Origin of the sequence: Clostridium beijerinckii HUN142, assembly GCF_000621745.1 — a bacterium.
Lineage (GTDB): Bacteria > Bacillota > Clostridia > Clostridiales > Clostridiaceae > Clostridium > Clostridium beijerinckii_A.
The window spans coordinates 22,529-35,847 of the sequence record NZ_JHXK01000035.1; the positions used below are offsets into that span (position 1 = coordinate 22,529).

General features: G+C 30.8%; 21 protein-coding genes. All 21 read left to right on the forward strand.

The window, feature by feature from the left end; all coding sequences use genetic code 11:
• Nucleotides 1–33 precede the first annotated feature (33 nt).
• The 21 genes from T483_RS0115705 to T483_RS0115810 all read left to right on the forward strand — a co-directional run bounded on the left by T483_RS0115705 (nucleotide 34) and on the right by T483_RS0115810 (nucleotide 13,300).
• A complete protein-coding gene (locus T483_RS0115705) occupies nucleotides 34–216 on the forward strand; it encodes a hypothetical protein (RefSeq protein WP_026887705.1) in 183 nt (60 codons plus the stop codon).
• Nucleotides 213–863, forward strand: coding sequence for a hypothetical protein (locus T483_RS0115710; protein ID WP_026887706.1), 651 nt, complete (start codon nucleotides 213–215; stop codon nucleotides 861–863). The genes T483_RS0115705 and T483_RS0115710 overlap by 4 nt, the downstream gene beginning before the upstream one ends.
• Nucleotides 864–980: 117 nt before the next feature.
• Nucleotides 981–1,430 carry a phBC6A51 family helix-turn-helix protein gene (locus T483_RS0115715; protein WP_026887707.1) on the forward strand — a complete coding sequence of 150 codons (450 nt, stop codon included), beginning with the start codon at nucleotides 981–983 and terminating at the stop codon, nucleotides 1,428–1,430.
• A gap of 292 nt (nucleotides 1,431–1,722) precedes the next feature.
• Entirely contained in the window at nucleotides 1,723–2,325 is a 603-nt protein-coding gene (locus T483_RS0115720; RefSeq protein WP_026887708.1) for a recombinase family protein, read from the forward strand.
• Nucleotides 2,326–2,327: 2 nt separating this feature from the next.
• Complete coding sequence (locus T483_RS30160; protein WP_026887709.1) at nucleotides 2,328–2,855, forward strand: GIY-YIG nuclease family protein; 528 nt, start codon at nucleotides 2,328–2,330, stop codon at nucleotides 2,853–2,855.
• Between the two features lie 68 nt (nucleotides 2,856–2,923).
• Complete coding sequence (locus tag T483_RS0115730; protein ID WP_155268496.1) at nucleotides 2,924–3,151, forward strand: hypothetical protein; 228 nt, start codon at nucleotides 2,924–2,926, stop codon at nucleotides 3,149–3,151.
• A gap of 35 nt (nucleotides 3,152–3,186) precedes the next feature.
• The gene (locus T483_RS0115735) at nucleotides 3,187–4,944 is read left to right on the forward strand and encodes a hypothetical protein (RefSeq protein ID WP_026887711.1); all 1,758 of its coding nucleotides are present in this window, start codon (nucleotides 3,187–3,189) and stop codon (nucleotides 4,942–4,944) included.
• Between the two features lie 15 nt (nucleotides 4,945–4,959).
• A complete protein-coding gene (locus T483_RS0115740; RefSeq protein WP_026887712.1) occupies nucleotides 4,960–6,249 on the forward strand; it encodes a phage portal protein in 1,290 nt (429 codons plus the stop codon).
• Nucleotides 6,249–7,658, forward strand: coding sequence for a minor capsid protein (locus T483_RS0115745; RefSeq protein WP_026887713.1), 1,410 nt, complete (start codon nucleotides 6,249–6,251; stop codon nucleotides 7,656–7,658). The genes T483_RS0115740 and T483_RS0115745 overlap by 1 nt, the downstream gene beginning before the upstream one ends.
• A gap of 5 nt (nucleotides 7,659–7,663) precedes the next feature.
• Nucleotides 7,664–7,843 carry a hypothetical protein gene (locus T483_RS0115750; protein ID WP_026887714.1) on the forward strand — a complete coding sequence of 60 codons (180 nt, stop codon included), beginning with the start codon at nucleotides 7,664–7,666 and terminating at the stop codon, nucleotides 7,841–7,843.
• 290 nt (nucleotides 7,844–8,133) lie between these two features.
• Nucleotides 8,134–8,598 (forward strand): Gp49 family protein, encoded by a 465-nt coding sequence (locus tag T483_RS0115760; protein ID WP_026887715.1) that lies wholly within the window; start codon nucleotides 8,134–8,136, stop codon nucleotides 8,596–8,598.
• A gap of 116 nt (nucleotides 8,599–8,714) precedes the next feature.
• Nucleotides 8,715–9,317 carry a DUF4355 domain-containing protein gene (locus tag T483_RS0115765; RefSeq protein ID WP_026887716.1) on the forward strand — a complete coding sequence of 201 codons (603 nt, stop codon included), beginning with the start codon at nucleotides 8,715–8,717 and terminating at the stop codon, nucleotides 9,315–9,317.
• Between the two features lie 25 nt (nucleotides 9,318–9,342).
• A complete protein-coding gene (locus tag T483_RS0115770) occupies nucleotides 9,343–10,449 on the forward strand; it encodes a P22 phage major capsid protein family protein (protein ID WP_026887717.1) in 1,107 nt (368 codons plus the stop codon).
• Nucleotides 10,450–10,500: 51 nt separating this feature from the next.
• Nucleotides 10,501–10,749 (forward strand): SAP domain-containing protein, encoded by a 249-nt coding sequence (locus T483_RS0115775; protein WP_026887718.1) that lies wholly within the window; start codon nucleotides 10,501–10,503, stop codon nucleotides 10,747–10,749.
• A gap of 8 nt (nucleotides 10,750–10,757) precedes the next feature.
• Nucleotides 10,758–11,078 (forward strand): hypothetical protein, encoded by a 321-nt coding sequence (locus T483_RS0115780; protein WP_026887719.1) that lies wholly within the window; start codon nucleotides 10,758–10,760, stop codon nucleotides 11,076–11,078.
• 8 nt (nucleotides 11,079–11,086) lie between these two features.
• Nucleotides 11,087–11,398 carry a hypothetical protein gene (locus T483_RS0115785; protein WP_026887720.1) on the forward strand — a complete coding sequence of 104 codons (312 nt, stop codon included), beginning with the start codon at nucleotides 11,087–11,089 and terminating at the stop codon, nucleotides 11,396–11,398.
• Between the two features lies 1 nt (nucleotide 11,399).
• The gene (locus T483_RS0115790) at nucleotides 11,400–11,777 is read left to right on the forward strand and encodes a minor capsid protein (RefSeq protein WP_026887721.1); all 378 of its coding nucleotides are present in this window, start codon (nucleotides 11,400–11,402) and stop codon (nucleotides 11,775–11,777) included.
• Entirely contained in the window at nucleotides 11,777–12,163 is a 387-nt protein-coding gene (locus tag T483_RS0115795) for a phage tail terminator protein (RefSeq protein WP_026887722.1), read from the forward strand. The genes T483_RS0115790 and T483_RS0115795 overlap by 1 nt, the downstream gene beginning before the upstream one ends.
• A 9-nt stretch (nucleotides 12,164–12,172) precedes the next feature.
• Nucleotides 12,173–12,619, forward strand: coding sequence for a phage tail tube protein (locus T483_RS0115800; protein WP_026887723.1), 447 nt, complete (start codon nucleotides 12,173–12,175; stop codon nucleotides 12,617–12,619).
• Nucleotides 12,620–12,633: 14 nt separating this feature from the next.
• Complete coding sequence (locus tag T483_RS0115805; RefSeq protein ID WP_026887724.1) at nucleotides 12,634–12,966, forward strand: hypothetical protein; 333 nt, start codon at nucleotides 12,634–12,636, stop codon at nucleotides 12,964–12,966.
• A 34-nt stretch (nucleotides 12,967–13,000) separates the two neighbouring features.
• Entirely contained in the window at nucleotides 13,001–13,300 is a 300-nt protein-coding gene (locus tag T483_RS0115810; protein ID WP_242841876.1) for a Gp15 family bacteriophage protein, read from the forward strand.
• The last annotated feature ends 19 nt before the right edge of the window (nucleotides 13,301–13,319 follow it).

Below are 13,319 nucleotides of genomic sequence, written 5' to 3' on the forward strand. Positions count from 1 at the left end.
AAAATATATTAAACTTAGAAAGGAGACCAATACATGAAAAAGAAACTAATCCTAAATTTAAAATTCAATAACCAAGGGCAAGTGGAGTGTAGTAAGTCTCCTAGTCTATGTAAAGAGTGTAATAGTAAAGGTTGTGAACATATGACCTTATATTATTATCCATATAGTAAGAAAGAGATAGAAGAATGCTTTAAAAATAGTGATAGAAGAACATGAAAGTCTCAAGGAATGAACTTAAAAGTATTTTAGAAGTTAACCTTAATGCGCTTAAACAAATAGAAAGACGCAAGACATTAGATAAAAGATTACTAGAAAAAGGATACAAGTTAATCAGAAAGTATATTCAGAATAATAAAACAGTGTATGAGCTGCAACAATGTAAAACCAAGTACATAATAAACAAAACATACAATGTTAAAAAGGCTGATAACTTTATTGATTACTTCAATATAAGAACTAAAGAGGAACCAAACAGTATAGAAGATATAGCAAATAAAGCTAATATAAATAAGAATACTGTTATTAAGTGGGATAACACACTACAGGATAAAAGAATAATATCAAAGGATGGCTATTATTACTTTAGGTTAGATAAGGACCAAGGGCAGTTAATTCAAGTATCCCAAGAAGAATATAAATCTTTCTGGAGAAACAAAGCTTACATTAATGCATTTAGAAAGCTCCAGGAGAAATATATCCAAGGTGAAATAAGTCTAACGGAATTACAATTATCCAGTGGAGAGATAGCGGTAATAATAAGCACAATAGAAAATAAGTATTACTACAAGATCAAAAAGTATAAGGTTAACAAAGACAATAAACTTTATATTGATACCAAGAACTTAATAGAGGGGGTACGCTGAGTAGGATGTATATAAATAATATATATTTCCTAGTGACCGTACCCCTTTTAGTGTAATAAATCTATAAGTTAAAACACTTAATATTCAAATGTAAAAGCGTAAAAGGAGGTTAAGACTATGGAAGTAGATAAAAAACGCTTATCTGATGAACAATACAAAGCAATTGAATTGCTCGCAAACGGTGAGAATAAAACGGATACAGGTAGGTTGGTAGGCGTTACAAGACAGACAATTGATAACTGGATGAAGAATAAGGAGTTTAAGGCTGCCTTTGACGAGTATAAAACTATCATTAAAAACCTAGCAGATGTAGAGATGAATGGCCATGCTAAGTCGCTAATGGACAATCTAATAAGGATAGCACTAACAGGTAAGTCAGAGAAGAACAGGCTTGACGCTACTATATATGGGTTGAATAGGATATATGGAACACCAACGAATAAGATAGAGCAGACTACTGAGAATAAAGACAACAATACCAGCAATAAAGATAAGGCTGATATAAATACACTACTCAATGAAGTGTCTGATAATAGTAATATAATCAAGTTAGAACAAGCAAAATAATAGCTTTAATTACTGTTCAATAAACCAATTCCTTACGTGAACAAATAAAATAGAACATATGAGTATCTACAAATGGCATAACTGCATTGATACAACTAATAAAAATGTTCAGTAAATCAATATAACCTTTTCGTTGACAAATGTATAAATTGGGAATAAAATAACAGTATAGGATATGTAAAACCAATAGAGGGGGTAGGTTCTAAAAATGAGCTCCATCAACTGGCGTCGATAAGTCCTATAAAATTTCTCACCAATTTTTAAAACTGAGGTTGAAGGAAGGTTATTGATTATGATTTATGGTTATGCTAGATGTTCTACTGAGTTAAAAGAAGGAAAACAAGATGTTGCCTATCAGGTAAGAGAACTAAAGAAATTAGGAGTTACAGATAAAGATAACATATATATAGAATATGAAAGTGGAATGAAGGTTGACAGAAAAGAACTGAATAGACTGTTATCAGTAGTTTCAAAAGGTGATACTATAGTTGCCACAGAGGTTAGCCGTATTACAAGGTCAACTAAACAATTATGTGACATTATAGAATTAGTGAAGCAAAAAAATATTAAATTAGTTATAGGAAAATCTATGACTATTGATTGTAGTAATGGAGAACTTGATCCTATGACAGCTGCATTCTTGCAAATGACAGGAGTATTTTCTGAGCTCGAAAGAAATATGATAAGGCAAAGAGTTATATTGGGAATGAACAACGCGAAAGCTAAAGGAAAGAAGATAGGAAGACCTGTAGTTGATAAAGACAGTATTCCGGGAGTATTCTATAAGCATTATCCATTATTTAAGAATAAGACCCTAAGTTTATCAGAGTTTGCTAAGTTATGTGATATGAGTAGAACAACCATTTATAAATATTTAAAGATTGTAGAGGCGTAATTATGAAATGGTATTTATATAGGTTCTTAAATATAAAAAATAATATAATTTATATTGGGAAAACAGGTAATATAGCACAAAGATTAGCCTATCATTTTGGAACAAGAGGTCATTTGCCAATTGAATGTTATAATGAAACCAATAAAATAGAAATATTAGAACTTAATACAAAGACAGAAATGAATATAAAGGAATTGTATTATATATCTAAATATAAATGTAAATATAACATTTGTGACAATAATGAAGTGGTATATATAAAGGGCCTTGAAGATAACGATATTTGGAAAGAGTACAATATAAAAAAAGAAGAATCAGAAAGCAAAGATGAAAAAATAAAAAAGTTATTAATCGAAAATAAAGAGCTTAGAATTAAATTAAAAGAGCAACATAAAAAGAATATAGAAGAACTTAAAAAAGCTTATGCTATATTTAATGAATACTACGTACTTAAAGAAGTTATTGAAGAATATGAAAAAGTTACAGGCCTTACATGGAAGAAAAAAGCTTATAACATAGTAATATCGTAACTAAAATAAACTTTTGATTTAGAACTTACAGAAATGTAGGTTCTTTTTTAATGTAGAAAGGTTGTGAAATGATGGGTTTAAATGATTTAAAGAAACTATGCGATGAACACAATAATTGCTTAGAAATTAGCAATATCATTCAGGAAAATAAAGAGAAAAGGCATTGGTTGAAAGTAACAACTCCATCAAGCGGCGAATTTTACTTAGATGAAGATGTTATAAAGGTTTTAGAACTATATTATTCAAAAAAAGGATTAGAAATTGAAAAAGTAGTTAAAGAATTACTTGATAAATAGCCTTAGCAACTAATTCGGGAAGGAGGTTATAGCCTTTGATTTACTTTGATGGATTGGAATTTAAAGATGAACTAAGATTTGAGATTTATATATTAAAGAAACATCTTACAAAACATTATGGAGAAGAAAAGGCTATAGCCTTAATTCAAAATAATGCAGATGATTTGGATAGGTTAGCAAAGGCATTAGGCGAAATTGATATAGCGTTCTTTTGCCTTTATTTTATGTCAGATACATTTGTTGTTAAAGACGGGAACACTGCAAGAGAATTAGCTCCGGCACATTATGAATTGTGGGAATTAGCGGATAATGCTTTTATTAAAGATCTATATGATAAATTGAATATTATTGAGCCTAGAGGATTTGCAAAAACAACAATCTTTGATTTAGCTATTTCTGTTTGGCTACATTGTTATAGGAAATCAATATTTACTTTATTAGGTGCTAAAAAAGACGATGATGCAGGTCAGTTTATTGATTCTATTAAAAAAGTATTTTTAGAGAATGAAAAAATCAAGAGAGCGTTTGGGATATTAATAGATCCTAAAGGCGCTAAGCCAAGTGGTGAAAGATATACCGTAAATGCTAATGAAATTGAATTTACTAATGACACTTATTTAAGAGCAGTTGGTTCTGCTAGTTCTGTCAGAGGCGCAAACTGGAAAGGTATTAGACCTACAGTTGTAATAGCTGATGATTACCAGGATGAAAAAGACATACTTACTGAGGATGCAAGAGAAAAGAAATATAATCGTTGGACCAAGGAAATTGAGCAGGTAGGTGATAAAGCTGTCTATAGAAAAGGTGTAAAGATTAAATCAGCTACCAAGATTATTTCTATTGGAACAGTGTTACACATTGATTGCCTTATGAGTAGGCTTTCAAGAAATAACGATTATAAAACTATTTTAAGACGAGCGATAATTCTGGAACCAAACCAAACAGTAGAGGATATATTTGAATCTACTTTATGGTTAGAGTGTAAAAAGCTTTATTTCAATGATAAATTGGATAATCCGAAAGAAGCAGCAAAGCAATTCTACGAAGATTATAAGGAAGAAATGAAATTTAAAACCTTATGGGAAGAAAAGTGGGATTGCTTTAATGATTTAGCGGTTCCTTATTGGGAAAATAGAATATCCTTTATGTCAGAGTTAATGAATGATGCTACAGCTATAGGGGAAAAGTGGTTTAAATCAGTTGCGACTAGGCCAAGCAAGGAAATTGAGGAACGTGAATTTATTAAAACAATGCTCATTGTGGATCCTGCATCAACTCAAACAAGAAGGTCAGACTTCACTTTTATTGGAGTAGGTTCGGAAAGTACAAATGGATTTGTTTATTTAAGGGATTATTTAATGAAAAGACTTACTTTTGACCAGTATTGTGGAAAAGTAATTGAGTATTTAGAGAGATATCCAGATGATATAACCCACATAAAAATTGAAAAAAATACGTTCCAAGGAGCGGATGTTCTAGAAATTAAGAAGTTAATATCTAAACATGATGTTCTTAAATTTAAACAATATGAGTTTATTAATGAAATGCAGCGTAAAAACAAGGATGAAAAGATTAGTACAATAATTGATGATGTAAATAATGGTCAAATTATTTTAAATTCTGATTGTGAAGATTGCAAAGAAGTTGTTGACCAAATAAAAGAATTTCAAGGTCAGCAATATACACCGCATGATGATGCTATAGATGGTATCTCTGAACTTAGAATAGCTTTAAAAGATGTAAAAATAATACCTATAGCAACTTTTATAAATAGAAAGACTTTGGGTATATAGAAGGGGGATGGGAACTTGATAAATATAGAATTATTGCAAAAAGTTTATAACCATTTCCAAACTGAAAAACCACTTTTTGATGATATGTATCTTTATTATAAAGGTGATTCACAAGCTTTAAGAGATTATTTTAAAGTTATAGGAGAAAAGAGAAGCAGTCGCAAGATAAGCGTTAACTTTATAAAAAAATTCATCAAAGAAGAGGTTAGTTATAGCGTTGGAAATGAGATAAACTATATTTCGAAATCAGGAGATAAAAATGTTGTAAATGATATTGAGTATAGCTTAAGCCATTGGAGTGAGCAACATGATGCATTATTAATGAATCGAATGCTAACTTATGGATATGCTTTTGAACTATATTATATGGATGGTAAAGCACAATTTTGTTCTAGAATTATAACACCAAGAGAAGGTTATGCTTATGTTGATGATTTAGGGAATGTGATATTTTTCATGAGGGTGTTTAAAAAGAAGTTTGATTCAAACACATATATAGATGTTTATGATGATGCAAACATTTATCATTATATTGATACTTTTGATAAAGTGGAAATTGAGCAACATTATTTCGGAGAAGTGCCAGTTTCGTTTGCCAAGATAAGCGATGAAAAAAGATACGATACTATATATAACGATATAAAGGGTCTACAAGATGCCTATGAAACTAACTTATCCGATATCTCAAATGAAATAAGTGATTTTAGAAATGCTTATTTAGGTATATTTGGATTTCAAATTAAAGAAGATGACATTGATAAGTTAAAAGAACTGGGCGTAATCCAAGTTAGCACAGAAAAGGGTAGAGCAGAGTGGATAATTAAGAATATTAACGATAGCTTTATTCAAAATACATTAGCCACAGAAGAAGATAAGATGTATCAGCTGACGTCGCATATAAATCATAATGAGAAAATGCAAAGCAATTTAAGTGGACTAGCTTTAAGATCAAGGCTGATTTCACTTGAAGAAAAATGCAAACTTAATACTAAAGCTTTTGCAGATGCAGCTAAGAATAGGCTGAAATTTTTATTTATTTACTTAAATCTTAAAAAGAATAAGTCTTATGATTACAAAGATATAAAAATTAAGTTTACTCCAAATGTACCACAGGATGATTTATCAGCAGCTCAAATAATTCAACAATTAGGAGATAAATTACCATTAGAAGTTGCTTTATCATTATTAAGCTTTATAGAAAATCCGCAAAGAGTTGCAGAACAGGCCAAAGAGGAACAACAAGAAATGATGGATAATATCCCTAATCATGATGATACTTTAAATAGTAATAGTGGTAATAATTAATGGTTAGTAATATTGATGAAATAAATCTAATAGGTGGCTTTTATAGCAATGCAGCAATTGGCGAGCTTAAAAAAGATAATAATAAAGACTATAACTCAATATATGGTTTCGTCGCAGCTTTATTACTTGAATATACAATAGCCGAAGAAAAGCTTAAGCTAACTACAGCACAAAGGATTTTAGAGTTCAAAAAAGCTAGTGTATTAATTAATGATATCTTTAGTAATCAAACTAAAAATGAAATTAAAATGGTTACTGACATTCTAAAAGATACTATTAACAAACTAATAAAATTTAGAAAGAAAACTAATCAGTGGAATATTAGCAATAAAGATGTTAGAAATATTTTAAATACCGAAATAGATGGTAAAACTTATTCGGATAGAATTTATGATAATAAAAATGCAATTGCTAAGTTGCTAAAAAAACAAACCAAGGACTTACTAGATGGAAAAACGTCAGTAAATGAAATTAAGGACTTAATTAAGAAAACTTTTGGTACTAATGATCATGTGACTGATAGATTGGTTGAAAATGAAATTTCAAGAGTGTGCCGTGAATTAGATGAACGATATTTTATAGATAATGACATCATTGATTTAGTTTATTGTGGTATATTAGATAGTCATATTTGTGAAAAATGTCTTGACTTAGATGGGAAAGAGTTTAAGAGAGATGACCCAAACAGACCTAAACTTCCAAAGCATATAAGATGCAGGTGTTTTTATTCTATAGCTGATAAATCAAAAAAATCATTAAATATGAGCTCTAATAAATCTGATGATAAGAATCCTGTTCAAGGGAATAAGATATCAAATGAGCAATTAAATAATTTTATACAGAAATTAAATGATTTAGGAGTAAATTGTGTAGGCTTTGAGGAATATCATGGAGAATATGATGTATTAAATAATATGGTTGAAGATTTAAAAGTTATTATTAATGATTTCCCTATGATTAAAAATCTAAAAAATGGACTAACATTAAAGTATGAGGATGCAGGCAATGTAGAAGATCTAGCAGTTACTAGAGGAAAAACAATTATATTAAATAAAAGAGTCTTTGATGATAGTGAGTACATGAAACAAATGTATGATAAGTTAACTAATGAAGGATGGTTTGTTAAAGGAACGGATTATAGGTCAGTTATATATCATGAAATAGGACATATATTAAATAATAAAGACAAGAGATTATTAAAAAGTGTTGAGAATGACATTAGAAAAAGAGCTCTTGACAACAACATGAAGTTTAATACTTATGTAATGGAAAATATCTCGGAATATGCGTCAATAACATATAATGGATATAATTATGAGGAGTTACTACCAGAGCTAATTTCAATGTGTTATAATGGTAATAATAAAAAAATAGCTGAAGAAATAATAAATCAACTAAAATTGAGGTGATATTAGTGTGGGGAAATATTAAAGTAGCTAAATTTCTAAAGAATGAAGAATGGTATGAAATTGTTCCTGGCAAAGGGTATGTTGCAACAAGTAAAATGCCAAAAGAGGAACAAGAAACACTTGATTTGCTAAATAAAAAGATAAAACAAGAATCTCAAGATCATAAAATCAGTTTAGAAGAATAAAAGCACTTACTTAAGTTAATAGGTAGGTGCTTTTATTATGCCTAAAATTAAGGAAGGATATGTTTATGCATAAGAACGTTTATAAAATATGTGTTATATTATGGACTATTATTTTGGTAGTAGCTGTGTTTATTCCATATATTATAGTGTTAAAATTATTATTATTTCTCGCATATATCACTGCAACGCTTCAATTTTATAAGAATATCATGAGTGAAAGTTTAAAGAGGTAATCCAATATCTCGCAAAGCCAGCGTTAAGGCTTATTTTATTTTAGGAGGAATGTATAAATGAATTACTATATCGGAACCGCATTAGTGAAAGCACAACCAATGACAAGAGGAGAGTATAATAAATTTAGAGGATGGGAAGCTCCAAAAGGAGAAGACCAAACAATTGATGGATATCTAGTTGAAGATGAAACAAGATATATTTTTTGGAGACCAGGATGCCAATTTGATAAATGTTATCTCAAGGTTGATGATAATCCCAACTTACCTAGTGGTGTTTCAGTAGGGGCAAAAATGGTTGATGATTTTATTGTTGATTATGAAGTATTTACTAAGAAAGATAAAATTACTATTGTTATAGCAACATTGGTGAATGGATTTACAATTGTTGAAAGTTCAGCATGTGTTGATCCCCAAAATTATAATGAGGAAATAGGAGCTGAAATATGTAAAGAAAGAATTAAAAATCAAGTATGGAATCACTTAGGTTTCTTATTGCAAACAGCATATAAAGGTATTAAATAAGTCTTAGAAATAAGGCTTTTTATTTTGCCCTTAGCATGGCTTTAAAAGGCTAGAAATAAATAATGATTTAACTATACAGGGTTAGTAATAAAACTGGATAGGGAAGGAGTTTAACAATGAAGAAAAACGAAATAAATGAATTATTAAAAGACTTAGCAGAGGATGCAGACATAGATGACGTTGTAAAAGGAAATGAAACATTATCAAAATTATTTGAGAAGGATTTAACTATTGATGATGTTAAAAACTTTTTAGATAGTAATGAAGATGGTAAAAAGTATTTACAACAATATGGGGATACGAGAGTTACAGATGGAATTAAAAGTTGGCAAAAAAATAACTTACAAAAACTTATTGATGACGCGGTGAGCAAAACCAATCCTCAAGAAACACCAGAACAAAAAATGATTCGTGAGCTACAAGAGAAATTTGAACAATCAGAAAAACAAAGGACTCAGGAAACTCTAAGAAATAAGGCTTTAAAGGTTGCTACAGAAAAGAAATTACCTGGTGATCTAATTGACTATCTAATTGGACAAGATGAAGAAACAACATTGAAAAACTTAGATAATTTTAATGATATTTATAGCAAAACAATTTCACAGGCAATTGAAGAAAAATTAAAAGGTGGATATAAGCCACCAAGTGGCGACCCTACACCAGTTGATGAATCAAAAATGACTGATGATGAATGGTTCGCAGCACATCAAGAAAAATAATTAAAATTAAGGAGTGAATTTATTTATGGCAAATACTTTTTTAACTTGTCAACAAATTGCAAGAGAGGCACTTTTAAGACTACAATCAAATATGGTTATGGGTGGATTAGTTTACACTGATTACTCAAAAGAATTTAAAGAACAAGGAGACACTATTCAAATTAGAAAACCAGCTACATTTATAGCTGATGAATTTGGAGGGACTATCAATCTTCAAGATGTTGGAGAAAAGAATGTATTAGTTTCTTTAGATAAAATTGCAGACGTATCAGTTGAAGTTGGTTCAAAGGAATTAACATTAAATGTTTCTGACTTTGGAGCACAAATCCTTGATGGAGCTACTTTGGCAATTGCTGAAAAGATGGATCAAGATTTATGTGGATTGTACAAACAAGTTCCTTATTACGCTGGTGTTGGTGGTACTACTCCAAGTTCGTTAACTGACATTTCAAATGTTATGTTAGTTTTAAATAACAACAGAGTTCCAATGTCAAACAGAGTTGCAGTATTTGACCCTTATGCTCAGGCTAAATTGGTTACAATTGATTCGATTGCTAGAGCCGATGCAAGTGGTTCTACAGCTGCTTTAAGAGAAGCTTCAATTGGAAGAATTTTAGGTTTCGATACTTATATGGACCAAAATGTAAAGAAACAAACTGCTGGAGCATTTACAGCCCTAACAGACGTAACGGGAGCTGCTACTACTGGATCAACAACAATTACTTTAACAAGTGCTGCTAAAACATCAACTGGAGATATTAAACAAGGCGATGCATTTACAATAGCTGGTCAACAGTTTGTAGTAACATCAGATGCAGTTGCGGTTGGTGGTGTAGTTACTGTTAATGTATATCCAGCAGTTGGTGCGGCTATAAGTAATCAAGCTGTCTCATTTGCTAAAAACCACACAGCATCAATGGCCTTCCACAAAAATGCTTTTGCCTTAGTTACAAGACCACTTGAACCACCAATGGGAGGGGCAGAGTCTTACGTTGCTACAGCTCCAAATGGAATGAGTTTAAGAGTAACTATGGGATATAACATGGATACTAAAAAAAATATAGTATCTATAGATATTCTTTATGGTGTTAAAGCAATCTATCCTGAATTAGCAACAAGAATATTAGGTTAACCAGTAGGGGGATTATTCCCCTAATAAACTATGCGTTAGGAGGTTTTGAATTTGGAATGTAAACATTGCGGAATAAAAATGGACAATCCAATCTTATTCTATGATCATGAAGATAAATGTTTAGATGAACAAAGAATAAATGGTTTAATTAAAAATGAGGGTGGCGGACAGCCACCAGTTGATTATAATAGCATGACAGTGGACCAATTAAAAGAATTATGTAAAAGTAATAATTTAGAAGGTTACACAGCTTTAAATAAGGATGATTTAATAAAGTTTGTTCAAGAAAATATAAAGTAGGTGCGATTATGACACTAGATGAAAAACTAACAGCGTTATTTTCTGATACAGATAACACCAAATTAATTATATACAGAGGGATGGCAGCTGATGCAATAAGAAACCACCTTAACTTAGATTCTACAATAACTAATGATATGATAGAAATTAATTATGAAAGTGCTTTAATTCAGCTAATGGATAACAAGATAAAATATGAAGACACCCAAGGTATTAAGAGCTACACCATGAGTAAAACAAGCGTAACATATGTAACTAATAATGGATTAGAAGTTACACCTGATGTTGCAGCTTTATTGCCTAGGCCATTTGCAAAGCTGTTGGGTTAGGAGGAATCATGAAATATCCAAAATTTTTGTATAATAAAACAGTTAAAGTTACTGGTATTAAATTAGGTGAAGATGGTGAAGAAACCTTTCCTATATATGAAGGGCAATGTACCTACAACGAGGAAAGCAAGGATATATACAATGCAGATAAGCAACTTATAACTCTTAGTGGTAGCATTGTTATTGCTGGTGATATTTATCCTAACAATGTAATAAAAGGATATGTTGAAGTGGATGGAACTAAAAAGACAATAGTAAGAACATCAAGACCCAAAACACCAGATGGAACAGTATTTAGTACAGAATTGGATTTGGCTTAATATGAGTGTAAGAGTAAGTGTAAAACTTAACCAGTCTAAGATAAATAAGTTAGTTGAAGCAAGTAAACAGGCTTTTAAGTTAACAGTTGAAGATGTATTAAAAGATATTAAAGATAGCCAAGTTGTTCCTAAGGATACTGGAAATCTAGAAAGTACAGGTTCAATAGAATTTGTGTCTGAAGCAGTTGCATCAATAGTATTTGATACCCCTTATGCAAAAAGATTGTACTGGCATCCTGAATATAACTTTAAAACAGATAAGAATTCAAATGCTCAGGGTAGATGGATGGATATGTATATGAGTGGTAGTAAAAGAGATTTTGTCAAGGAAAGATACTTTGTACACTTAAAAGAACTTAGTAAAGGACTGGTTCGGTAATGCTATTAACTGAAATAAAAGATTATTTAAAAACTAAAATAGATTGTCCTCAATGGTACACCGGAAAGATTGATTCTAATGTTGAACAATGTATAGGAATATATAATGCAGAGGGCTTGAAACCAAACATAGCCTTAGGAGGATTAAGTAATACATCTTATTCTACTAAAGGTATTTCTATATTGGTCCATTGGGGTAAAAATTCCAATATAGCAGAGCAAAAGGCGCAAGAGACATATAATGTTTTATTTGGGCAAAGTGCTGTTATAGGGGAGAAAAGAGTAGTTAAATTTGATATGGGAAAGTCAGAACCTATAGGAATAGGAACTGATAGCAATGGGTATTACGAATTTGTAATACCTTTAATAATTTATTTTGAAAGGTAGGTAATAAAAATGGTTTTTCCAGTTTATAAAATATTATTTAAGATAGGGACAAAAGGTCTTGCTAGTGCAGATGCAGACATGGTAACAATTTCTGATATGGAAACTTTCTCTCCTAAAATAGATGGGAAAGTAGAGGATTGGACTCCTATGACTACAAGCGGATGGGCTAGAAAACTTATGACAGGAAAAAGCTTTAGTATAAGCTTAAAAGGTAAAAGAAATACAGGCGATCCAGGTAATGATTATGTAGCGGCGTGTGCATGGAAAGACGGTCTTGATTGTACTACAAAAGCGCAAATAGAATTTCCAGATGGGGCAAAACTTGAGTTTAATGCTGTTATTGATGTTAGTAATCCGTTTGGTGATGATAGTACAAAGGTTGCGCCTTTAGAATTTGAGCTACAAGGTGATGGAAAGCCAAATTATACAGCAGGAACAACTACTACAGGAGCATAGGAAGGATGATATAAATGAGTAAAAAATACAACATAGTAAATAAAATTATGAATGCAAAAGAAAGAGCTACAGTGCAAATTGATGATGAACATGAGTTTAAGATTAATGATAGTTTTCCAGCTGCAATGGCAATAAAAGCTTATATGGAAGATAAAGATTTAAAAGAAGAGGATCAAATAGCAAAAGTTTTAGGTACTGCATTTGATAAAAAAGCTAATGAATATATTAAAAGTTTGAACCTAAAAATGAGTGGATATATAGCGATAGTTAATGCAATAATGGCTGCAATTGCAGATGTAGAACTTGATGAAATAGAAAAGAAACAGGAAGAAAATACACCCAGTTAATAAGTGGTATGACTTATATGATGATTGGGATCTAATAGAATCTAGTTTTGCTATGCAATATGGCATAAGACTTAGAGAAGAAAATGATATGACTTTCTCGGAGTTTTGCACATTATTAACAGGGATAATGCCAAAGACTCCTTTAGGGCAAATAGTTTCTATTCGTGCTGAGGAAGATAAAGATATGCTAAAAAACTTTACTAAAGAACAGCATGAAATTAGAAATGAGTGGAGAAATAGAAACAATCCTATAGGGGAAATGACAGAAGAAGAAAAGGCTCAAAAGGCTAAAGAATTCCAAGAGATAATGGCAAAGATGTTTGGAGGTGCTTAGAGAAATCTAGGCACTTTTT